This window comes from Actinoplanes sp. NPDC021490, from assembly GCF_055562135.1.
The window spans coordinates 31986-53102 of record NZ_JBVHFW010000015.1; the positions used below are offsets into that span (position 1 = coordinate 31986).

18 protein-coding genes are annotated in these 21117 nt (G+C 70.4%); 9 read left to right on the top strand and 9 right to left on the bottom strand.

What is annotated here, in order from left to right; translation table 11 throughout:
- The first annotated feature begins 14 nt into the window (after positions 1-14).
- Positions 15-1787 (top strand): N-acetylglutaminylglutamine amidotransferase, encoded by a 1773-nt coding sequence (locus tag ACZ3I4_RS32750; RefSeq protein ID WP_465385922.1) that lies wholly within the window; start codon positions 15-17, stop codon positions 1785-1787.
- 19 nt (positions 1788-1806) lie between these two features.
- Complete coding sequence (locus ACZ3I4_RS32755; RefSeq protein ID WP_465385923.1) at positions 1807-3582, top strand: S9 family peptidase; 1776 nt, start codon at positions 1807-1809, stop codon at positions 3580-3582.
- A gap of 91 nt (positions 3583-3673) precedes the next feature.
- On the opposite strand, the gene ACZ3I4_RS32760 is transcribed toward ACZ3I4_RS32755, so the two are convergent.
- Both ACZ3I4_RS32760 and ACZ3I4_RS32765 read right to left on the bottom strand, forming a co-directional pair.
- The gene (locus tag ACZ3I4_RS32760) at positions 3674-5305 is read right to left on the bottom strand and encodes a beta-1,3-glucanase family protein (RefSeq protein WP_465385924.1); all 1632 of its coding nucleotides are present in this window, start codon (positions 5303-5305) and stop codon (positions 3674-3676) included.
- Between the two features lie 99 nt (positions 5306-5404).
- Positions 5405-5887: a MarR family winged helix-turn-helix transcriptional regulator gene (locus tag ACZ3I4_RS32765; protein ID WP_465385925.1), complete on the bottom strand. Its 483-nt coding sequence runs from the start codon at positions 5885-5887 to the stop codon at positions 5405-5407.
- Between the two features lie 93 nt (positions 5888-5980).
- Between ACZ3I4_RS32765 and ACZ3I4_RS32770 the strand changes: the two genes are divergently transcribed.
- Positions 5981-6778 (top strand): alpha/beta fold hydrolase, encoded by a 798-nt coding sequence (locus ACZ3I4_RS32770; protein WP_465385926.1) that lies wholly within the window; start codon positions 5981-5983, stop codon positions 6776-6778.
- Here the strand turns inward: ACZ3I4_RS32770 and ACZ3I4_RS32775 are convergent.
- Positions 6762-7013 (bottom strand): hypothetical protein, encoded by a 252-nt coding sequence (locus ACZ3I4_RS32775; RefSeq protein ID WP_465385927.1) that lies wholly within the window; start codon positions 7011-7013, stop codon positions 6762-6764. The two genes, ACZ3I4_RS32770 and ACZ3I4_RS32775, sit on opposite strands and share 17 nt — an antisense overlap.
- A gap of 131 nt (positions 7014-7144) precedes the next feature.
- On the opposite strand from ACZ3I4_RS32775, the gene ACZ3I4_RS32780 reads away from it, so the two are divergent.
- The 3 genes from ACZ3I4_RS32780 to ACZ3I4_RS32790 all read left to right on the top strand — a co-directional run bounded on the left by ACZ3I4_RS32780 (position 7145) and on the right by ACZ3I4_RS32790 (position 10995).
- Positions 7145-8773: a glycoside hydrolase family 99 protein gene (locus ACZ3I4_RS32780; RefSeq protein ID WP_465385928.1), complete on the top strand. Its 1629-nt coding sequence runs from the start codon at positions 7145-7147 to the stop codon at positions 8771-8773.
- A 34-nt stretch (positions 8774-8807) separates the two neighbouring features.
- Positions 8808-9368: a hypothetical protein gene (locus ACZ3I4_RS32785; RefSeq protein ID WP_465385929.1), complete on the top strand. Its 561-nt coding sequence runs from the start codon at positions 8808-8810 to the stop codon at positions 9366-9368.
- A 700-nt stretch (positions 9369-10068) separates the two neighbouring features.
- Positions 10069-10995, top strand: coding sequence for an NAD-dependent epimerase/dehydratase family protein (locus ACZ3I4_RS32790; RefSeq protein WP_465385930.1), 927 nt, complete (start codon positions 10069-10071; stop codon positions 10993-10995).
- 106 nt (positions 10996-11101) lie between these two features.
- On the opposite strand, the gene ACZ3I4_RS32795 is transcribed toward ACZ3I4_RS32790, so the two are convergent.
- From ACZ3I4_RS32795 to ACZ3I4_RS32805, 3 genes are read right to left on the bottom strand one after another with little or no spacing between them, the layout of a single operon-like run.
- Complete coding sequence (locus ACZ3I4_RS32795; protein WP_465385931.1) at positions 11102-11626, bottom strand: GNAT family N-acetyltransferase; 525 nt, start codon at positions 11624-11626, stop codon at positions 11102-11104.
- Positions 11623-12525, bottom strand: a complete 903-nt coding sequence (locus ACZ3I4_RS32800) for a phosphotransferase (protein ID WP_465385932.1) — start codon at positions 12523-12525, stop codon at positions 11623-11625. The genes ACZ3I4_RS32795 and ACZ3I4_RS32800 overlap by 4 nt, the downstream gene beginning before the upstream one ends.
- A gap of 54 nt (positions 12526-12579) precedes the next feature.
- Entirely contained in the window at positions 12580-13833 is a 1254-nt protein-coding gene (locus ACZ3I4_RS32805) for a multidrug effflux MFS transporter (RefSeq protein ID WP_465385933.1), read from the bottom strand.
- Between the two features lie 208 nt (positions 13834-14041).
- Here ACZ3I4_RS32805 and ACZ3I4_RS32810 point away from each other — a divergent pair, with 208 nt between their 5' ends.
- From ACZ3I4_RS32810 to ACZ3I4_RS32820, 3 genes are read left to right on the top strand one after another with little or no spacing between them, the layout of a single operon-like run.
- Positions 14042-15376: an MFS transporter gene (locus ACZ3I4_RS32810; protein ID WP_465385934.1), complete on the top strand. Its 1335-nt coding sequence runs from the start codon at positions 14042-14044 to the stop codon at positions 15374-15376.
- A gap of 37 nt (positions 15377-15413) precedes the next feature.
- Positions 15414-16178, top strand: a complete 765-nt coding sequence (locus tag ACZ3I4_RS32815) for a hypothetical protein (protein WP_465385935.1) — start codon at positions 15414-15416, stop codon at positions 16176-16178.
- Between the two features lie 4 nt (positions 16179-16182).
- A complete protein-coding gene (locus tag ACZ3I4_RS32820; protein ID WP_465385936.1) occupies positions 16183-16680 on the top strand; it encodes a mycothiol transferase in 498 nt (165 codons plus the stop codon).
- Positions 16681-16722: 42 nt separating this feature from the next.
- On the opposite strand, the gene ACZ3I4_RS32825 is transcribed toward ACZ3I4_RS32820, so the two are convergent.
- The 3 genes from ACZ3I4_RS32825 to ACZ3I4_RS32835 are packed head-to-tail and all read right to left on the bottom strand — an operon-like array spanning position 16723 to position 21028.
- Positions 16723-18192: an ATP-binding protein gene (locus ACZ3I4_RS32825; protein ID WP_465385937.1), complete on the bottom strand. Its 1470-nt coding sequence runs from the start codon at positions 18190-18192 to the stop codon at positions 16723-16725.
- 3 nt (positions 18193-18195) lie between these two features.
- On the bottom strand, positions 18196-19854 hold the full coding sequence (locus tag ACZ3I4_RS32830) for an NAD(P)/FAD-dependent oxidoreductase (RefSeq protein ID WP_465385938.1): 1659 nt from the start codon (positions 19852-19854) through the stop codon (positions 18196-18198).
- A 10-nt stretch (positions 19855-19864) separates the two neighbouring features.
- Complete coding sequence (locus ACZ3I4_RS32835; RefSeq protein ID WP_465385939.1) at positions 19865-21028, bottom strand: N-acetyltransferase; 1164 nt, start codon at positions 21026-21028, stop codon at positions 19865-19867.
- Positions 21029-21117 lie beyond the last annotated feature (89 nt).

Below are 21117 nucleotides of genomic sequence, written 5' to 3' on the forward strand. Positions count from 1 at the left end.
GAGGTTCATCAATCATGTGCGGAATCGCGGGCGAACTGCGGCACGACGGCCGGACGGCGGATGCCGAAGCCGTCCGCCGGATGCTGCCGTGCCTGGAGTCGCGCGGTCCGGACGGCGAGGGCTTCTGGGCCCGCGGCCCGGTTGCGCTCGGTCACCGCCGGCTCAAGATCATCGACCTGTCGGAGGCCGGTCAGCAGCCGATGATCGACGAGGAACTGGGCCTCTCCCTGGTGTTCAACGGCTGCATCTACAACTACAAGCAGCTGCGTGAAGAGCTCAGCGGGCACGGCTACAAGTTCTTCTCCACCTCGGACACCGAGGTCATCATCAAGGCGTACCACCGCTGGGGCGCCGACTGTGTGAAGCATTTCCTCGGCATGTTCGCCTTCGCGATCGTCGAGCACGGCTCGGGCACGGTCATGCTGGCCCGCGACCGCCTCGGCATCAAGCCGCTCTACCTGGCCGAGACGCCGGGCCGGCTGCGCTTCGCCTCGACGCTGCCCGCGCTGCTCGCGGCCGGTGACGTGGACAAGTCGATCGACCGGGTCGCGCTGCAGCACTACATGACGTTCCACTCGGTCGTGCCCGCGCCGCGGACGATCGTCAACGGCGTACGGAAACTGCCTCCGGCGACCGTCCGCATCATCCGGACCGACGGCACCTCGTCCGAGCACGTCTACTGGGAGGCCTCGCACACCCGCCGGCCCGGCATCGCCGACGCCGAGTGGCCCGAGCTGATCCACGAGAAGCTCAAGCTCGCGGTCGAGCGGCGCATGGTCGCCGACGTGCCGGTGGGCGTGCTGCTCTCCGGCGGCATCGACTCCAGCTACATCGTGGCGCTGCTGGCCGAGCAGGGTCAGCGCGGGCTCACGACGTTCAGCATCGGGTTCGAGGCGGGCGGCGGCGAGCAGGGCGACGAGTTCGCCTATTCGGACATCGTGGCCAAACAGTTCGACACCGTGCACCACCAGATCCGGATCGGGAAGGACCGGTTCCTCCCGGCGGTCGACCGTACGGTGGCCGCGATGAGCGAGCCGATGGTGTCGCACGACTGCATCGCGTTCAACCTGCTCAGCGAGGACGTTTCCCAGCAGGTCAAGGTCGTACAATCGGGCCAGGGCGCGGACGAGATCCTGGCCGGCTACAGCTGGTATCCGCCACTCGCTGACGTGCCCTATGCCGAGGCCGTGGATGCGTACGCGAAGGAGTTCTTCGACCGCCCGCACAGCCGTCTCGCCCAGCAGCTCAACCCCGAGTGGCTGGTCGACACGGATGTCAGCCGGGAGTTTGTCGCCGCGAGCTTCGGCCGGCCCGGCGCCGAGACTGCGGTCGACGCGGCGTTGCGTCTCGACTCGCAGGTGATGCTGGTCGACGATCCGGTCAAACGGGTCGACAACATGACTATGGCGTGGGGCCTCGAGGCTCGCGTACCGTTCCTCGATCACGAGTTGGTGGAGCTGGCCGCGGCCTGCCCGCCGGCTCTGAAATTGGCGCACGGCGGCAAGGGGGTTCTCAAGGACGCGGCCCGCGGGGTCGTGCCCGACGAGGTGATCGACCGGACCAAGGGATATTTCCCGGTTCCGGGCATCCGGCACCTCGAGGGCCCGATGCTCGACAAGGTCCGCGACGCGCTTTCCGCGCAGGCCGCGCGGGAGCGGGGGCTCTTCCGGCAGGAGTACGTGGACTTCCTGCTGGCCGACCCCAACACGCCGCGCACGACGCTCGGCGCCAACCAGCTGTGGCAGCTCGCCCTGCTGGAGATGTGGTTGCAGGACAAGGGAATCTAGATATCGAGGGAGGACCCGTATGACCGGTCAGCTCAACCGTGTCGACGTCACCGTTTTGCCTTTGGGCTGGACGAACATAGGTACGGGTTCCTTTCCCTCGGAAGTTTCCGGAAGCTGGTCGCCGGCCCTGTCGCCGGACGGCCGGCACGCCGCGTACGTCTCCGACCGCGGCGGCCGCCCGCAGGTGTGGGTGCAGCCGGTCGGCAGCGACCTGACCTTCCTGGTCGACACGGGTGAGGCGCCGGTCGCGGCCGTGCAGTGGTCGACCGGCGGCGGCTGGCTGGCCTGCCACGTCGCCCCGGGCGGCGCGCCCCGCCACGAGGTGTGGCTGGTGCGGCCGGACGGCTCTGAGCTGCACCAGGTGGCCGGCTTCGGCTCGGACACGGCCGACAACATGCGCTGGCTGCCCGGCCGGTCGCTGCTCGCGCTGACCGAGAACCTGACCACCGCGCTGCTGATCGACCCGGTCACCGGTTCGCGGTCGGAGGTGGCTTCCGGCTCGCTGATCTCCCTGCTCGACGTCGCGCCGGGCCGCGACCGGGCGCTGCTGCGGATCGGCCCGCGCGGCGACCGGCACATCGTGCTGCGCGACCTGCTGACCGGCGTCGACGAGTTCGTCACCGCGGGCGAGCAGGCGGTCTTCGGGCCGGACGGCGAGACCGTGTACGCCCGCAGCGAGTCGGGCGAACTGCCGGTGCTGATCCGGGTGTGCAAGGGAGACGTGGACGTCCTCGCCGCGTCCGAGACCGACGAAGTCGAGTCGTTCACGATCACGGCCGACGGGCGTACGGCGGCGGTGTTGTGGAACGTGCGGGGCGGGCGGTCGTCGATCTCGCTGCTCGACCTCGACTCGGGCGGGCGGCGCCCGCTGACCCCGCTGCCAGGCTCGGTGATCAGCGGCCCGACCTGGTGCTTCGACGGGTCGACGCTGGCCTTCACGGCCGAGGGACCGGGCCAGCCGCACGGCGTGTGGGTGTCGTCGGCCGCGGGCGTGGTGCCCGTGTCGGCCGATCCGCCGGCGCCGGACGCGGTGCATCCCACGCTCGAGACCTTCACGGCCCACGACGGGCTGGAGCTGACCGGTTGGCTGTTCCGGCCGGCGGGCGACGGGCCGCATCCGACCGTGCTGTGGTTCCACGGCGGGCCCGAGGCGCAGGAGAGGCCGGGGCACGGGCCGCTCTTCCAGTCGCTGGTCGACCGGGGCATCGCCGTTTTCGCGCCCAACGTACGCGGGTCCTCGGGCTTCGGCCGTACGTTCGTGAACGCCGACAACCTGGAGTTGCGCTACGCCGCGATCGAGGACGTGCGGTCCTGCGTACGCTTCCTGACCGGCTCGGGCGTCTCCGACGCCTCCCGGCTGGGCATCATGGGCCGGTCGTACGGGGGCTATCTGACGCTGGCCGCCCTGACGACGTTCCCCGACATGTTCGCGGTCGGGATCGACGTCTGCGGCATGTCGAACTTCGCCACCTTCTACGAGCACACCGAGCCCTGGATCGCCGCGGCCGCGGTCTCCAAGTACGGCGACCCGGCCACCGACCGCGACCTGCTGGCCGACCTCTCCCCGATCACCCGGATCGACCGGCTGCGGACGCCCCTGATGATCGTCCACGGCGAGAACGACAGCAACGTCCCGGTGATCGAGGCCGAACAGGTGGTGGCGGCCCTGACCGAACGCGGCCTCCCGCACCGCTACCTGCTGTTCCCCGGCGAGGGCCACGAACTGCTGCACCGCTCGTCGAGGGCCGACTACCTGCGCGAGACGGTCGACTGGCTGACCACCCATCTGCGATAGGCCGGCACGAGGAACGCCGGCCACCGCGCGGTCCCCTCCCGCTGCGGCCGGCCGGCGCTCCCGTATCAGGCGTCCGTGCGGACGCTGCCCTTTAGAACTTCGTCAACGTGATCCCGGCCAGCCGCGGGTCGCCGCTGTGCACCAGCGACTCCTGGGCCTGCACGTCGTCGAAGGCGAACGCGTACGCCCGGCCGTCGACCATGTTGTCGTGGATGACCTTGCCGTACACGTTGGGCGTGTCGCCCTGGTAGAAGTCGGCCGCCGTGCCGCTCGGCTGGACGTCGAGCCGGTCCAGCGTGTTGCGGGTCAGAGCCGCGCACAGGGTACGGGCGATCGGGCCGACGACCAGGTCGTTGGGGGCGCCGAGCGCGCCGTCGCAACCCCACACGTTCGCGGTCGACGGCTTGGTGAACGACGCGACCGTCTTGCCGCTGCCGTCGGTGAAGTTCATGACGTTGCCCGAGGTGCGGCCGAGGAACTTCTTGCCCGGCTGGTCGCTGAACGGGACGACGGTCAGGTTCTTCCCCGCGTACGTGTTCCACGACTTGGTGATGTACGCGTCGAGGTAGGTCGGGCTCATCAGGCCCGCGTCGGCCGCCTTGCCCGGGGCCAGCACCCTCAGCACCGTGCCGTCGGCCCGGGTGACCACGCTCTTGGCGAAGTCGGGCGAGGCCTTGATCGCGTCGATGACCCGCTGGCGGCCGTTGGCCTTGACCTCGCCGGTCCGCAGGGTCCGGCCGTCGCCGCCGGTGACGCTGATGGCGTGCGGCACGGCGAACATGTCGACCTGGGAGCTGTTGATGAACAGGCCGGAGTCGTTGAGCGTGAACTCGCTCCAGTCGAACAGGATGTCGCGGTTCGGGTCAGCGCCCGCCCACGGCGCCGGCTGCACGAGCCCGTCGCCGGTCAGCCGGAAGTCGAGCTTCTTGCCGAACGACATGTAGAGGCGGCCGGACAGGTTCTTCGGCATCTTGACGGTGACGCTGGACCCGTTGGCCGGGCCGGGGATCGAGACATCCGGCGCCGGTACGGGCACCGGGCCCCCGCCGGACCAGTTGGTGAACGCGCCGTCCGCGTTGACGTAGCCGAGCTTGCCGGTCGTCAGGTTCGTCCCCAGCATGTACAGGAAGACGTTCTCGCCGCGGCCCGTCTCGTTGGTGACCTTGACCGGCAGCACGTTGCTCGCCGGCGGCACGCTCGCGCCCGCCTCGGGCTGGGCCGGCGCCTTGGTGGCCGCCGGCGGCTGCGTGGCCGGCGCCGTGGCCGGAGGCGCCGCGGTCGGAGCCTTGGTGATCGGGGCCACGGTCGGGGCCGTCGTGGCGATCACGTCACCGCCGCCACCGCAGGGCATGCCGTTGAGCTTGCAGTTGGCCGGTTTCCCGCCCGCGCCGACGAACCCGAAGGTCATGGTGGCGTCCGCGCCGACGACGCCGTTCCAGGGCCGGTTGCTGAACGTCAGGTGGCTGCCGCTGACCGACAGGTCGGTGTCCCAGTAGCTGCCGACCGAACCCCCGGCGGGCAGGTCGAACTCGACCTTCCACGACTTCATGTCGCCGCCGGTGTTCTTGATGGTCACCTCGCTCTGCCACCCCGAACCCCAGTCCGAGACCGTACGCAAGGTGGCGGTGGGCGCGGCGGCCGAAGCGGGCAGGGCGATCCAGGTAGTGACCCCGACAACGGCCGCGGCCACGACCGAGAGGGCGAGAGTTCTTTTCCGACGCATGCCGCCATCCTGGGAAGCACCCCCTTAAAGCGACCTTAAAGATCATCCCGGCGGTCCTTAAACCGCGGGATGTTGCCCGAACGCGCCCCCGCCGGAAGGTCAGGTGGCCGGGCCGCCGAGGTCCTGGGCCAGCCAGCCCGGCGAGTCGAAGCGCACAGGCTGCGGACCGGCCAGGGCAACGAGGTGGTCCTCGAGCTTGCGCAGCTCGGCCGCCCCGATCCGGGCCTCCCACTGCTCCCGTAGCCGGTCGAAGATGGCCTCGCCGGTGCGCATCACCTCGAAGCCGAGCGGGGTGACCTCCAGCCGCTTGCGGCGCGCGTCCCGCGGGTCGGGGCCGGTCGTCACCCAGCCGCGCTCCTGCAGCACCGCGATCGTCCGCGCCGCCGACTGCTTCGTGATCGAGAGCCGCCGACCCAGCTCGGAGGCGGTGTCGGCGCCGGCCGCGATCGCTCGCATGGCGAAATCGAGAACGGGCCGGGCGTCCTTGAAGCCCTGCTCGGCCAGCTCGGCGACCGCGGCGTCCACGAGCGTACGGAAACCGCCGAGAAGAAGAAGCGCGAGGTCGGCGCCGGAACGTGACATGCGACAAGGCTAAGGGAATCGCTGGACAATCGACAGTCTGGGTGTCTATCTTTGCGGCAGGACGACAGTCAGACTGTCGAATAGAGGAGAGACATGTCGATCACGCATCACCAGGCCCGGATCAACGGCACGACGCTGCACTACGTCTCGGCCGGAACCGAGGGCTCCCCGATCCTGCTGGTCCACGGTTTCCCCGAGACCTGGTACGCGTTCCGCAACGTGATTCCGCTGCTGGCCCGCGAGCACCGCGTCTTCGCCGTCGACCTGCGCGGCTTCGGCGACTCCGACGCGGGCGACAACGACAGCGCGACCGCCGCCGAGGATCTGCACCAGCTGATCGCCCATCTGGGTGTCGGACCCGTACACCTGACCGGGCAGGACATCGCCGGAGGCACGGTGTTCCGGCTGGCCGCCGATCACCCGGAGGACGTGCTCAGCCTGGCCGCGATCGAGATGGGGCTGGCCGGCTACGGGCTGGAGGCGCTGGCCGACATCACCCACGGCGGCGCCTGGCACATCGGCGTCCTGACCGCGCCGGGCATCCCCGAAATGCTGCTCGCCGGACGCGAGAAGGAATTTCTGGGCCGGTACGCGTTCCCGTCGCTCGCCGAGGCCGACATCGACGAGTTCGCCCGCACCTACGCACGCCCCGACGGCTGGCGCGGCGCCGCCGGCCTCTATCGCTCGATGCTGCGGGAAGGCGACGAGCTGCGAGCCCTGCCCGCCCTGAAGATGCCGGTCCTGGCCGTCGGCGCGTTCACCATCGCCACCATGACGCAGGTGGCGACCGAAGTCACCGAGGTGGAACTGGACGGCGTGGGCCACTACGTCGCGCTCGAGGCGCCCGAGCGACTGGCCCACGCCGTCCTGGATTTCACCCGAGGCTCTTGAGCTTCTCCTGAATGCGCTCGCGCCGCTGCTCGAGCGTGTCGATGATCGCCTCGTTCTCGGCGATGCCGGTCAGCTCGGTGGCGATCTCCTCCGGCTCGATGTCGCCCTCGGAGTTGTCCGTGTCGCGGCCCCGGCGGGCCTGCGCGTCGCCGCCGACCCGCCGCAGCTCGGCCAGCTCCTCGTCGACGTCCTTCAGTTCCTGGCGCAGCTGGTCGGCCGTGATCTCATCGCTCATCCCGCCATCCTAGAGATCGATCGGCACGCCGAATATTTCAGAGGTTCGTTCAACTATTGCAATCCTGTGACCGGCATTGCGACGATGACCGTCGATTCGTTCCATCCCCAACCGGATCGACAGGAGTCCCCATGACTGTCACCCGACGAGCACTGTTGTCCGCGGCCGCCCTCACGCCCGCGGCAACCCTGCTCCCCACCCCCACCGCGGCGGCCGCCGCCTCCCCGCCCGGCGACGTCGTCGGCAAGATCAGCGTTGGCTATCAGGGCTGGTTCTCCTGCCCCGGCGACGGCGCCCCGATCGGCGGCTGGTGGCACTGGAGCCGCGACCGCTTCCAGCCGCCGTCACCCAGCAACACCACGATCGTGTCCTGGCCCGACATGCGGGACTTCGCGCACGCCTACCCCACGGCGTACCCGAACCTCGGCGACGGGCGGCCGGCCACCCTCTTCTCCTCGTACGACCAGCAGACCGTCGACACGCACTTCCAGTGGATGCGGACGTACGGGATCGACACGGCCGCGCTGCAGCGGTTCAACCCGATGGGCGACGAGGGCCCGACCCGCGACGCGATGGCGGCCAAGGTCCGCGGCGCCGCCGAGGCCACCGGGCGCAAGTTCTACATCATGTACGACGTCACCGGCTGGACGGCCATGCAGAGCGAGATCAAGGCGGACTGGTCGAGCAAGATGTCCGCGTACGCGTCCTCGCCCGCCTATGCCCGCCAGAACGGCAAGCCCGTCGTCTGCGTCTGGGGCTTCGGCTTCAACGACGACGGCCGCCCGTTCTCGCCCGCGGCGTGCCTCGACGTCGTCAACTGGTTCAAGGCGCAGGGCTGTTACGTGATCGGTGGCGTGCCGACCTACTGGCGCGAGGGCAAGAACGACAGCCGAGCCGGGTTCTCCGACGTCTACCACGCGTTCAACATGCTCTCGCCGTGGATGGTCGGCCGCACCGGCACGCTCGACGGGCTCGACTGGTTCCTGGCCAACGTCAACACGGCCGACCAGGCCGACTGCAACGCCCGCGGCATCGACTACCAGCCGTGCGTGCTGCCCGGCGACCTCTCCTCGGGTCACCGCCGCCACGGCGACTTCTACTGGCGCAGCCTCTACAACATGATCAAGCTGGGCGCCCAGGGCCTGTACGTGTCCATGTTCGACGAGTTCAACGAGGGCAACCAGATCGCCAAGACGGCCGAGACCGGCGCGTCGATCCCCGCGGGCACGGGCATCCGGGCGCTCGACGAGGACGGCACGTTCTGCTCGTCCGACTACTACCTGCGGATCACGGGCGACGGCGGGCGCATGCTCCGGGGACAGATCGCCCTGACCGCCGTACGGCCGACGCAGCCCTCAACCGGCACGGCGCCCGTTCCGACCGGTGATCTCGCGGCCGGCAAGTCCGTGACGGCCAGCAGCGCGAACGGTCCGTACATCGCGGCCAACGCCGTCGACCGCAACACGGGCAGCTACTGGGAAAGCGGCAACAACGCCTTCCCACAGTGGATCGGGGTCGATCTGGGCGCCGCGTACCCGGTCAAGCGTCTGGTGCTGCGCCTGCCCGACTTCTGGGAACGCCGAACTCAGACAATCACCGTGCCGGGCGGCGCGGCGGCCACCTACGTCTTCGACCCGGCCTCCGGCAACACCGTGACGATCACGCTGCCCGGCGCTTCGGTGCGGCAGATCCGCCTGAACTTCACCGCCAATACCGGATGGCCGGCCGCACAGTTGTCCACCCTGGAGGCGTACGCGTAAAGGCCCCCTTGCGCCGGGGACCCAGCATGAACACATGTCGATGAATCGTCGGGGCGTGTCGCTGGTGGTGGCCGCGGCGGCGCTGGTCATGGCGGCCGGCGTGGCCGTCAGCCTGTGGCCGCGCGACAACGACCCACGCAGCCGGGCCACCGAGGCCGCGCTCGACCGGGCGCTGGCCATCGGCGGCCCTCAAGGCTGGACGAGCGCCGAGCCCGTCTCGCTGCTGCCCCAGGCCGCCCAGACCGGCAAAACCGAGTCCCGCGACGGCGTCCTCGTCGGCATCACCCGCGACGGGGACGCCAAGACGGCCTTCACCGCCACCTGGACGACGACGATGACGGCCGCCTCGGCCAACCAGGCGTGCGAGGCGCTGGTGGCCTGGGCGGTCAAGGTCATCCCGTCAACCGACGTCAAGGAAACCCGCTCGAGCTGCCGCGACAACCGCGACGGCGGAGGGCTCTTCGCGAGCGAGGGCACAGAGCCCGACGGCAGCGGCCGCCAGATGTTCTACGCCTCGGCCGACGGCGACGCTGTTGCTTCGGGGGCTGTGCTTTCGGTTTCGCTGGCTTATAAGGCGCCGCTCGACCCAGCCTGACCCCTGGGCCACCCTCGCCGCCGGCCCACTTCACGGCGGCGTCGCACAGGATCACGTCTGCGCCGCGCAGGCGGCCGGCGTCGCGTCGGCGGGCTGTTCGCGCTGACATCGACCTAGCCCCGCCCGCCTGGTCGCCCTGCCCGTGGTCGCCCTGTCTCCCGTTCGCCCCGCCCATGGTCGCCCTACTGTGGTCGGCCCTGTCCCCCCGTTCGCGCCGCCTGTGGTCGCCCCGTCCGTGGTCGCCTTGTCCGTGGTCGCCCTACCTGTGGTCGCTCTGTCCTCCGCTAGCTCTGCCCGCGGTCGCCCTGCCCGTGGTCGCCCTGACCTCGATCGCCGCACCTCGACGCCGTGCCCCTGATCGCCCCACATAGCTCGTCGCAACTAACCCAGAACAGGGCCCGCCCTACCTAAGGGGGCCTCCGCGCCACGGCCACCATTCTTGCGTTTTTGGGCGATCTTCGCGGGTCGCCCTGTGGATAACCCTCGACTGTGGATAACCGTTGGAGCGGGTTGCGACCCGGCTAAAGTCGGGGATCCACAGACGGGAGCCGAAGCACGAGGGCGATGCCGCACCACGGGGTCGACGACGCTTCGCAACCTCGTTGCTCAAGCCGTGTGCGAGCGGGGCCAGGATCCGACAGGGTCGAGGCCGCGATCGGCGCATGTCTCCACGATCGAGTTGGGAAGGGGGTTCCTCGCGATGCGTCTGCTCGTTCTTGGTGGCACCCGGTTCGTCGGGCGCGCTGTTGTCGAGGCCGCGCTGGGCGCCGGCCATGAGGTGACGCTGTTCAACCGTGGCCGCACGGCCCCGCATCTCTATCCGCAGGCGGAGACCGTGGTCGGGGATCGCACGGCCGACCTGGCTCCGCTTGCGGGGCGCGCCTTCGACACCGTCATCGACTGCGCGGGTTATCTGCCCGAGGTGGTCGGCAAATCGGTGGCCGCGCTCCGCGACAACGTGGGGCGTTACGTCTTCGTCTCGTCGGTTTCCGTGTACGCCGACCAGAGCGTCCCGGCCGACGAAGCTTCCCCGGTGCTCGACGACGACTCGTACGGCGGGCAGAAGGCGCGCTGCGAGCGGGTGGTTGTCGAGGGGTACGGCGAACGGGCCCTGATCGTCCGGCCGGGCCTCATCGTGGGGCCGCACGATCCGACGGAACGGTTTCCGCACTGGCCGAGGCGGATTGCGCGCGGCGGACGGGTGCTGGTTCCGGGGGCGCCCGATGATCCGATGCAGCTGATCGACGTACGGGATCTGGGGCAGTGGCTCGTCTCGACCGATGCGGCCGGGGTGTTCAACGCCGTGGGGCGGCCCGTTCCGATGCGCGAGCTGATCGGGGCGTGTCCGGCGGGCGCGCCGGCCGAGCTGGTCTGGGTGCCGAGCGAGGTGTTGATCAAGGAGGGGGTCGACCCGTGGATGGGTGTGCCGATGTGGATCGGTGATCCGGCGTGGGCGGCGGCCAATCTGGTTGACGGCGAGCGGGCGTGGGCTCAGGGGCTGACGACGCGGACGGTGAGCGAGACCGCGGCCGACGTGCTGGCCTGGGATGTCGCGCGGGGCGGTCCGGTCGACGACCCGTTCCCGGCCGAGCTCGAGGAGGCGCTGCTCAGGCGAGTGTCAGGTTGAGCGTGCAGAGCCCGGCCGAGGCTCAGGCGAGCGTCAGGCTGAGCATGTGGAGCCCGGCCGAGGCTCAGGCGAGCGTCAGGCTGAGCATGTGGAGCCCGGCCGAGGCTCAGGCGAGCGTCAGGTTGAGCATGTCGAGGCCGGTGACCGGGCGGAAGCCGACCTCGCCGTAGAGGGTGAGCGCGGGGGCGTTGTCGGTCTCGGTCTGCAGTGAGACTCGGCGGGCGCCGGCCTCGCGGGCCGCGGTGACCACGTGGGCCAGCAGGGCCCGGGCCACGCCGCGGCGTCGGGCGCGGGGTGGGACGAACAGGTCGCGGACCAGCCAGGCCGTGCCCAGGCTCAGCGACGCGGGCAGGACGGCCGTGGTGACGAAGCCGCGGACGGTGTCGTCGTCGAGCGCCGCCGCCACCGCGAAGCGGCCCGCGGTGACCTGCTCGGTCAGCCATGCGTGCGTCTCCGTCCGAGCGGAGGGAAAGCCGTAGTGGACGCGATATTCGTCGAACAACCCGGCCACGGAGTGGAACAGCCAGTCCGCAGACCCGGGCAGGGCAGCCGGGGACGGGGAGGGAGCGGCAGCCAGGGACGGAGCGGCAGCCGGGGACGTAGCGGCGGCGGGGGTCAGCCAGGTGATCACAAGGTCTCCAGTTCGGCCTCGAGCAGCTTGGTCACGTGGTCGTGCCGGCCGTCGGTCAGGGCCATGCCGCGGCTCGGCTGCTCGGCCAGCATCAGCACGTACAGGTGGACCCGGTAGAGCGCCAGCCGCGTCTGCTCGTCGGGGGTGAAGGCGCGGGCTCCGTAGCCTGCGGCGAACGGGTGTTCGGGGGTGATGCGCTGCATGAGGGCGGGTGACACGAAGTCGAGCAGCGGATCGCCGTACAGGTAGCGTTCGCCGTCGACCAGGCCGCTCAGGGATCCGTCCGGCGCGACCAGCACGTTGCCGTCCCACAGGTCGAAGTACAGCAGCGCGGGCCGGGTGACGGTGGCCAGCAGGGCGCGGTGGCGGGCGACCAGGCCGTCCAGCGGGGGCAGCGGCACGTTCCAGTGGGCGGCGTCCTCGCGCAGCGATGTGATCATCGCGTCGAAGGCAGCTGGCCAGCCGGGGGCGGACGGGCGGTCGCCGGTGTAGCCGAAGTGCGGGCCGGTGAGACCGTGCACCCGGGCGACGGCCGCGCCGAGTTGTTGACGGGCCAGCGGTGAGTCGCCCTCGGTCAGTGGGCGCCCGGGCAACAGGGTCGAGATGATCCAGCTCTCGGTGTGCGCCAGCACCTCGGGCACCGGCGCCAAGCCGCGGACCAGGGCGAAATACTCGGCTTCGGCCGGGAGCATTCCGGCCTCGTACGCGAGAAGGCGGGCCGACGGCGGCGGACCGACCTTGACCACCACGTCGCGCCCGTCGGTCAGCGAAGCCCGCCAGACCGCGGCGAATCCGCCCCCGCTCAGCTCGGCGGCCTCGGATACGGCAGCGCCGAGACCGTCACGGACGATCCCGGTGATGTCGTCGGAGTCAACAGAGGGCTGAGTCGGACTGCGCATGTGGCGAAGATTAGATCCTCAGCGGCCCGAGCACTGTCCCCGGTAAGAATGCGATCAGTGTGCGACGGCCATCACGGGCTCGCCGGTCTCGACGGGCAGGCTCGAGGGCCGCACGACCGCCCAGAGCACGGCCACCGAGGCGAGCATCGCGCCGGCCACGACGATGGCCATGGCGATCGAGCTGTTGCCGAGCACGCCGACCAGCGGGGCGGCCAGGGCGCCGACGCCGAACTGCACCGCGCCGAGCAAGGCGGCCGCGGTTCCGGCGGCCTCGCCGTGGCGGGACAGCGCGAGAGCGGGAGCGTTCGGCATGGCCAGCCCGACGGCGGCCAGCACCAGCCAGAGCGGGATCAGGATGCCGGCCAGGCCACCGAAGCCGGTGGTCGCGAAGATCAGCAGGACGACGCCGGAGACCGCGCCCGCGACCAGCGCGCCGCCCAGGATCTGGGCCGGCTGCCAGCGGCGGAGCAGGCGCACGTTGAACTGGGTGGCGCCGATCAGGCCGACGGCGCCGCCGGCGAAGACGTACGCGAACTGCTGCTCGTCCATGCCGTACTCCTCCTGGAAGACGAAGGACGAGCCGGAGACGTACGCGAACAGCGCCGAGAACGCGAGCGCGGCGACCAGGATCAGGCCCACGTAAACCCGGTCGGTGAACAACCGCCCGTAGTCGCGCAGGGTGCCGCTCAGACCGCCGTTGCGGCGCCGCTCGACGGGCAGCGTCTCGGGCAGGAACAGCGCGGTCGCCGTCATGATCGCGATGGCGGCCACGGTCAGCACGACGAAGACGCCGCGCCACGAGGTCCAGTTGAGCACCACGCCGCCGATGGTGGGCGCGAGGATCGGGGCCACGCCGACGACCAGCATCAGGCGCGAGAAGAGCATGGCCGCGGCCAGCCCGCTGAACAGGTCGCGGACGATCGCCATGGCGACCACGGAGGCGGCCGCGGCGCCCAGGCCCTGCAGGACACGAAGAGTGCCGAGCACGGCCAGGTTGGGCGCGATGACGCAGAGGACCGAGGCCAGCACGTGCACGCCGACTCCGGCGAGGAGCGGCATGCGGCGTCCGACGGCGTCGGAGAGCGGTCCGACCAGCAACTGCCCGAGGGCCAGGCCGAGCAGGGTGCCGGTCAGCGTCAGCTGGACGGCCGCCTCGGTGGAGTGCAGGTCAGTGGTGATCGTCGGCAGCGACGGCAGGTACATGTCGATCGTCAGCGGCCCGAGCGCGGTGAGGAAACCCAACACGAGGACGATGCGGAGGCGGCGGCCTGCGGGCAGGAGTTCGCCAGGGGAAAGTTCAGCGCGCATATTCGGCGACAAGTCTCCCGCGGCCCGGTTTGTTCCGGCCCGTAATGGTGATCACAAAGCCGCCGAACCGCGGAAAAGGCTTGACTACCTCGGTAAATGATCAGTGACCGGACCCACGTGTGGTCTGGGCCGCGATCGGTTGTGACCTTCGGCCGGGCGGAGAAGGCTGGAACCCGTACGCGAACAAATGCCAAGGAAAGGCGACCCCGTGCCCCTGCGTCCCCCAGCGAGGGCCTGGGCGGTCTGGGCCGTCGGCCTCGCCGCGTACATCATCGCGGTGCTGCACCGCACGTCGCTCGGCGTCGCCGGGCTGGACGCGCAGCACCGCTTCGGCATCGGAGCCGGAGCCCTGGCCTCGTTCGCCGTGCTGCAGCTTCTCGTCTACGCCGGCCTCCAGGTGCCGGTCGGGCTGCTGCTCGACCGATTCGGCTCCCTGCGCCTGGTGGTCAGCGGCGGCGTGCTGATGGCGGCCGGTCAGGCGATCATGGCCACCACCGATCACGTGGGCGGCGCGGTGCTGGCCCGCATCCTGGTCGGCGCGGGCGACGCGATGACCTTCATCAGCGTGCTGCGCCTGGTGCCACAGTGGTTCCCGGCCAAGCGAGTGCCCGTGCTGACCCAGATCACCGGTCTGGCCGGGCAGGCCGGGCAGGTGCTCTCGGCCGTGCCGCTGGCGGCCATGCTGGCCGGGCCCGGCTGGACCACCGCGTTCCTGTCCGCCGCGGGCGCCGGGGTCTTCGTCGCCGTCGCGGCGTTCGTGGCCCTGCACGACAGCCCGGAGGGGCGGATCAGCAACGGTCCCGCGGTCACGATGCGGCAGCTCGGGCGTGACCTGAGCGGCGCGTGGCGGCATCCGGGGACCCGGCTCGGGCTGTGGACCCACTTCACCACCCAGTTCACCGGCACCGTCTTCGCGCTCATGTGGGGCTTCCCGTTCCTCATCGCCGGGCAGGGTCTGGCTCAAGAGACGGCGAGCGCGCTGCTCACCCTGTTCGTGCTGGTCGGCATGGCGACCGGTCCGCTGATCGGGGTGCTCGTGCAACGGCACCCGCTGCGCCGGTCGTGGCTGGTGCTCGGGGTGATCGCGGCCAACGCGGCCGGGTGGGGGCTGGTGCTGGCCTGGCCCGGGCACGCCCCCATGCCGGTGCTGGTGGTGCTGATCGTCGCGCTGGCCCTGGGCGGGCCGGGTTCGATGATCGGTTTCGACTACGCCCGCACGTTCAACCCGCCGAGCCGTCTGGGCACGGCCACCGGGGTCGTCAACGTCGGCGGCTTCGTGGCCTCGCTACTATCCATCGAATTGATCGGCCTGATCCTCGACGCCCGCACCGGCGGCGGCGCGAACTATGACATCACCGACTTCAAGGTGGCCATGTCGGTGCAATACGTCTTCATGGTTCTCGGCGTGGCCGGGATCCTGCGAACCCGCAGGCTGGCCCGGCGGCGCATGGCCGAGGAGGGGATCGTCGTACGTCCCCTGCGCGAGGTATGGGCGGACCGCCGGGGTTTAGCGATCGGGCGTAAGGAGAAGGCGAAGACCTGACAGTCAGTCGGGACACAAGGGCAGAGGCAAGGAGGACATGACCGAGCACGCACCGGCCAAGATCTGGTCCGGCATCGACATCCCCAAGACCATCGCAGGAACCCTGGCCGCGGTCTCCGCCGCGGTAATCGGTTCCTTCCTAGGCGTGGCCGGAACGCTCATCGGCGCGGCCGTGGCCAGCCTCATCGGCTCGGTCGGAACGGAGCTCTATCAACGGTTCATCCACCGCGGCAGCGAGAAGATCAAGACGCTCGTGACCGCGCCGTCGGCCATAGGCACCCCGCCCGTCGCCGCGGCCGAGCACGAGGTGCCGTCCGACGAGCCGGTGCCGGATTCGACGAAGCCTAGGGTCAAGATGCGCTGGGGTCGGATCGCCGCCGTCGCCGGAGCGCTGTTCGTGCTGGCCATGGGCAGTCTCACGGCATTCGAGCTGATCGCCCAACGCTCGATGGCGGACGCGGTCGGGCACCGCACCAGCTCCAGCACGACGCTGGGGTCGGCGTTCAAGGGCGACAACGGATCCGACAAGAAGCCCGCTCCCTCGGAGTCGGCGTCGACCGAACCGACGGGCGAGCCGACCGGGGAACCGACTGGCGAACCGACCGGGACGCCCACGCCGACCGACACGACGGCGCCGGCGACCGCGCCCGCCGAGTCGCCCGAGCCGGTCCAGACCGACGGCACGGACACGGGAACGACGCCCACCGAGGCGCCCGCGGACGAGCAGCAGCAGCAGGACGGCACGACGCAGCAGAACGGCGGCTCGCAGGATCAGCAGATCCAGCCGGACGGAGTGGAGTAGTCGGATGGACTCCAAGGACGTACTGACCGAGGCCTTCGGCCGGCTCCCCGAGCTGGTGGGCGCCGCGGTGCACGGGCTCACCCCCGAGCAGCTGCGGTGGCAGCCGGCCAAGGGAGCGAACTCGATCGGCTGGCTGGTCTGGCACCTCACCCGGGTGCAGGACGATCACGTCGCCGAGGTGATGGGCGTCGAGCAGATCTACGCGAGCAAGCAGTGGGCGCCGCGGTTCGGTCTCGAGGATCAGAGCGAGACCGGATACGGGCACGACGCGGCCCAGGTGGCGGCGGTGGCGCCGGAGAGCGCGCAGGCCCTGCTCGACTACTACCAGGCGGTCCACGACCGTACGGTGGCCTGGCTGGCCGGTCTCACCGAGGCCGACCTCGACCGGGTGGTCGACGACAACTGGGACCCGCCCGTGACGCTCGGCGTTCGCCTGATCAGCGTGTACGACGACGACGCGCAGCACGCGGGACAGGCCGCGTACGTCCGCGGGTTGCTCTGAGCTGAACGGAGGCGGGCGGGGATCATCTCCCCGCCCGCTTTCTCATGCCGAGGACGGCTCGGTCAGCGGCAGCCGCACCAGGAACTTCGTGTTGCCCGGCTGCGAGTCGAGCTTGATGTCGCCGCCGTGGCCGTTGACCACGATCCGGTACGAGATGTCCAGGCCGAGGCCCGTGCCCTCGCCCACCGGCTTGGTGGTGAAGAACGGCTCGAAGACGCGCTTCTTGAGTTCCTCGGGCACGCCCGGACCGGTGTCGCCGATCGAGACGATCACGTGGTCGTCCTCGTGCAAGGTCTTGATCGTGAGCGTTCCGACGCCCTTCATGGCTTGCACGGCGTTGTCGATCAGGTTGGTCCACACCTGGTTGAGCTCGGCCGGATGGGCCGGGACCTGCGGGAGCGTACGGTCGTAGTCCTTCACGACCTTGACCCCGTTGCCGATCTTGTGGTTGAGCATGACGAGGGTGCTGTCGAGCCCGCTGTGCACGTCGATCCACTGGTGCGCGGCCCGGTCCATCTGCGAATACTGCTTGGCCGCGGCCACCAGCGACGACACGCGGCTGGTGGCGTCCTCGATGTCGGTCATCAGCTGCTCGGTCTCCAACGCGTACCCGATCCAGTGAATCGCCTGGTCGAGCAGCTTCTGGGTGCCGACGCGCTCCTCGATCAGGGTGAGGCACTCGATGTCGAGGCCGCCCTGGGCGAAGACCGGCGCCAGGTCCCAGCCGCCGGTGACGTTGCGCTCGTCCATCCAGTCGCCGAGCTCGTCCTCGCGGTCGGACGTCTCCATCGCGGTCAGCGGCTTGGCCTTGGCCGCCCGCTCGATCACGTCCTCCTGCAGCTCGACCAGCGCGACCAGGCGCTCCGGGTCGACCTTGCCGGCGGCCAGCATGGCCAGCTTGTGCCGCATGCCGGCGACGCGCTGGCGCAGCGAGGCGGTGGCCCGGGAGGCCGCCGCGGCCGGGTTGTTGAGCTCGTGCATGAGGCCGGCCGAGAGCGCGCCGAGGGCGGTGAGCCGCTGCCGCTCGCTGACCGCGGCCTGGCTGTTGCGCATGCCCAGCGTCAGGCCCTCGAGCAGGTGGATCGCCATCGGGAACCAGTCGCGCATCAGCCCACCGAAGTCGGCCGCGCTGAGCACGAAGAAGTCGCTGTCGTCGAGGGCGCGCATCGAGGCCATGTAGCTGCGGGGCACGCCGTCGTCGCGCAGGTAGGCATTGGTGGCGCCCATGTAGACGCCGCGCTGCTCGGTGCGGTTCATCCGCACCTCGTCCTGACCGACCCGGCGGGTGAGCTCGATGGTGCCGCTGAGCAGCACGAAGAACTGGTCGGCGGGGTCGCCCTCGCGGATCACCGTGCCGCCGGCCGGCATGTGCATGGTGCAGCCGTGCTCCGAGATCCAGGTCAGCTGGTCGTCGGTCAGCTTCTCGAACAGGAACAGGGTGCGGAGCTCGTCCGGGCTGAGCTGCCCGGGTTCGCAGGGAACGAGCCGGACCTCATCGGCTGTATCACTCATGGCTTACTGCGCCTCCAGGTAACGATGGACCAGCGTGACGGCCATCGCGCCCTCGCCGACCGCCGAGGCCACCCGCTTGACGGAATTGGCCCGGACGTCGCCGGCGGCGAAAATGCCGGGAACACTGCACTCCAAGTAGAACGGATCCCGCTCCCGATCCCATCCCTTCGGACGGGTGCCATTTGAGAGAAGATCGGGCCCGGTGTAGACGAAGCCCTTCTCGTCGCGGGCCACGGAAGTTCCCAGCCAGTCCGTACGCGGTTCCGCGCCGATGAAGACGAACAGGTAGCCGCACTCGACGGTGGTGGACTGGCCCTCTTTGCTGTCGCAGATGGTTATCGCCTGCAGGTGCCCGTCGCCCTGGGCGCCGATCACCTCGCACCGGGTCCGGACCTTGATGTTGTCGATCTTGTTGAGCTGCTGGATGAGGTAGTACGACATCGACGCCTCGAGCGAGTCGCCCCGCACCAGCAGCGTGACCGAATTCGCGTACCGGGAGAAGAACAGCGCCGCCTGCCCGGCCGAGTTCGCGCCGCCCACGATGTAGACGTCGGTGCCGGCGCAGGACGGGCCCTCGGTGGACGCCGAGCCGTAGTAGACCCCGGAGCCGGTGAGCTCGGCGACGCCGTCGGCCACCAGCGGCCGGTACGCCACCCCGGTGGCCAGCACGATCGAGTGCGCCGAGATCTCGCCGCCGTCGGCGAAGCTGAGCGTGCGGGCCGAGCCGTCCTGCCGCAGGCCCGTCACGTCGCGCGTGGTCAGCACCTCGGCCGAGAACTTGCCGGCCTGCCGTCGCGCGCGATCGGTGAGCTGGGCGCCGGAGATGCCGTCGGGAAAGCCCAGATAGTTTTCGATGCGCGAGCTCTGCCCGGCCTGGCCGCCGACCGCGCGCCGCTCGACCAGCAGCGTCCGCAGGCCTTCGGAGGCGCCGTAGACCGCGGCGCCGAGCCCGGCCGGCCCGCCACCCACGATGATCAGGTCGTAGAAGTCGCGGCCCGGTGCGGTCGACAGCCCGACCGCCTCGGCCACCTCGGTCGTGGACGGCTGGGCCAGGGTGCGCCCGTCCGCCGTGACCACCAGCGGGATCGACTCGGGCCCGACCCCGGCCGCCTCGAGCAGGCGCCGGCCCTCGGACTCGTCGGCGCCGAGCCACTTGTAGGGAACGAGGTTGCGGGCCAGGAAGTCGCGGATCTCGTAGGACGGCTCGCTCCAGCGGTGCCCGACGACGCGGATGTCCTCCATCTCGCGGTCGCCGGTGGCCTGCCAGGCGTCGAGCAGCGCGTCGATCACCGGATAGAGCTTCTCCTCCGGCGGGTCCCACGGCTTGAGCAGGTAATGGTCGACGTCGACGACGTTGATGGCCTGGATGGCGGCGTCGGTGTCGGCGTACGCCGTCAGCAGGGCCCGCCGCGCGTTGGGGAACAGGTCCATCGCCTGCTCCAGGAATTCGATGCCGTTGGTCTGCGGCATCCGGTAGTCGGCGAGCATGACGGCCACTCGGCCGCCGCGCAGCTTGAGTTCCTTGAGGGCGTCGAGAGCCTCGGAGGCCGACGAGGCGCGCAGGATGCGGTACTGGTCGCCGTAACGGCGGCGCAGGTCGCGGGCGATCGCCCGGGAGACCGCGGGGTCGTCGTCGACGGTCAGGATCGCGGGGTGGCCCATGGCAGTTACCTCAGCTATCCGCAGTTGGGGTGGCCAGCAGGTCGGCGTATTCGGGGTGGCGGTCCAGATATCCGGTGACGAAGGGACAGGACGGGACGACCGGGGTGCCGCGGCCGCGGGCATCGTCGAGCGCGGCCGAGGCGAGCCGCCCGGCCAGGCCCCGGCCCGAGAACGACTGCTCGATCTCGGTGTGCAACAGCTCGATCCGGTCGCCGTGGCGGCGGTAGTGCAGCACGCCGGCGACCTCACCGCCGAGCAGCAGCTCGTAGCGGCGCCGCTCGAAGGCGTCGACCACCACGGCGTCGGCCGCGTTGGGCACGCCGACCTGGGCGCTGCCCTCGACGCGCAGCTTGCGGCGGGCCCGCTCGTAGAAGCTGGTGCTGCCGAGGCGGATGACCTGGGCCGCGGACGGGATCGGCTCGATCGACAGCTTGTCGCCCGGTGCGGCGTACCCCTCGATGATGCCGTCGACCTCGATCGCCAGCCGGCCGCTGGTGGGCAGCACGTCGAGGTCGAGCTGCTCCTGCAGGGCCAGCATCAGCGGGCGGTTGAACGAGGAATGCGCGGCCGAGGCGGTGACGATCAGGCCCTCGACCCGGGGCGAGACGATCGGGCCGCCGGCCGAGAAGCTGTACGCCGTCGAGCCGGTGGGGGTGGCGACGATGACCGCGTCGGCCGCGTAGCTGACGAAGTTCTTGCCCTCGACGCTGATGCCGATCGCGGCCAGCCCGTCGCCCGGCACGCGCACCATGGCGATGTCGTTGAAGGCCGAGACCTCCTTGCCGTCGGGCAGAACGGTCCGGACCGCCGTACGGGACTCGATGGTGAATTTGTGCTCGTCGATCGCGGTGAGCGCGTCGGGAAGATCGGGCAGGTCGACCTCGGCCAGGAAGCCCAGGCGACCGACGTTGACGCCCAGCACCGGCGTCTTGCGGCCCTCGACCAGCCGCATCGTGCGCAGCATCGTGCCGTCGCCACCCAGGCTGACCAGCAGCCCGGCCCGCTCGGCCATCTCTTCCGGGGTGACCGCCACGGCCTCGCAGTCGATGCGGTCGATCTCGTCGTGCAGACCCAGCACGGTGACGTCGCGCCGCTCGGCCCAGTTCACGATCGCGTCGATCGCCGATCCGCAGTCGCGTCGCGGGTGCAGCACGAGCCCAACGATCTTGACCATGCCCATGCCGGATTACCGCCCGTTCTCTCAGTTCAAGAGAACAGCCTTGCACGTCCGGCGCCGGATCGGCGAGGGCAGGCGACCGAGCA

Excerpts from the sequence above, each read along its gene's own strand:
- ACZ3I4_RS32825 (WP_465385937.1), bottom strand. The coding sequence starts at position 18,192 with ATGAGTGATACAGCCGATGAGGTCCGGCTCGTTCCCTGCGAACCCGGG.
- ACZ3I4_RS32780 (WP_465385928.1), top strand. The coding sequence starts at position 7,145 with ATGACTGTCACCCGACGAGCACTGTTGTCCGCGGCCGCCCTCACGCCC.
- ACZ3I4_RS32770 (WP_465385926.1), top strand. The coding sequence starts at position 5,981 with ATGTCGATCACGCATCACCAGGCCCGGATCAACGGCACGACGCTGCAC.
- ACZ3I4_RS32820 (WP_465385936.1), top strand. The coding sequence starts at position 16,183 with ATGGACTCCAAGGACGTACTGACCGAGGCCTTCGGCCGGCTCCCCGAG.
- ACZ3I4_RS32800 (WP_465385932.1), bottom strand. The coding sequence starts at position 12,525 with ATGCGCAGTCCGACTCAGCCCTCTGTTGACTCCGACGACATCACCGGG.
- ACZ3I4_RS32835 (WP_465385939.1), bottom strand. The coding sequence starts at position 21,028 with ATGGTCAAGATCGTTGGGCTCGTGCTGCACCCGCGACGCGACTGCGGA.
- ACZ3I4_RS32765 (WP_465385925.1), bottom strand. The coding sequence starts at position 5,887 with ATGTCACGTTCCGGCGCCGACCTCGCGCTTCTTCTTCTCGGCGGTTTC.
- ACZ3I4_RS32755 (WP_465385923.1), top strand. The coding sequence starts at position 1,807 with ATGACCGGTCAGCTCAACCGTGTCGACGTCACCGTTTTGCCTTTGGGC.
- ACZ3I4_RS32760 (WP_465385924.1), bottom strand. The coding sequence starts at position 5,305 with ATGCGTCGGAAAAGAACTCTCGCCCTCTCGGTCGTGGCCGCGGCCGTT.
- ACZ3I4_RS32785 (WP_465385929.1), top strand. The coding sequence starts at position 8,808 with ATGTCGATGAATCGTCGGGGCGTGTCGCTGGTGGTGGCCGCGGCGGCG.
- ACZ3I4_RS32805 (WP_465385933.1), bottom strand. The coding sequence starts at position 13,833 with ATGCGCGCTGAACTTTCCCCTGGCGAACTCCTGCCCGCAGGCCGCCGC.
- ACZ3I4_RS32815 (WP_465385935.1), top strand. The coding sequence starts at position 15,414 with ATGACCGAGCACGCACCGGCCAAGATCTGGTCCGGCATCGACATCCCC.
- ACZ3I4_RS32750 (WP_465385922.1), top strand. The coding sequence starts at position 15 with ATGTGCGGAATCGCGGGCGAACTGCGGCACGACGGCCGGACGGCGGAT.
- ACZ3I4_RS32775 (WP_465385927.1), bottom strand. The coding sequence starts at position 7,013 with ATGAGCGATGAGATCACGGCCGACCAGCTGCGCCAGGAACTGAAGGAC.
- ACZ3I4_RS32790 (WP_465385930.1), top strand. The coding sequence starts at position 10,069 with ATGCGTCTGCTCGTTCTTGGTGGCACCCGGTTCGTCGGGCGCGCTGTT.
- ACZ3I4_RS32830 (WP_465385938.1), bottom strand. The coding sequence starts at position 19,854 with ATGGGCCACCCCGCGATCCTGACCGTCGACGACGACCCCGCGGTCTCC.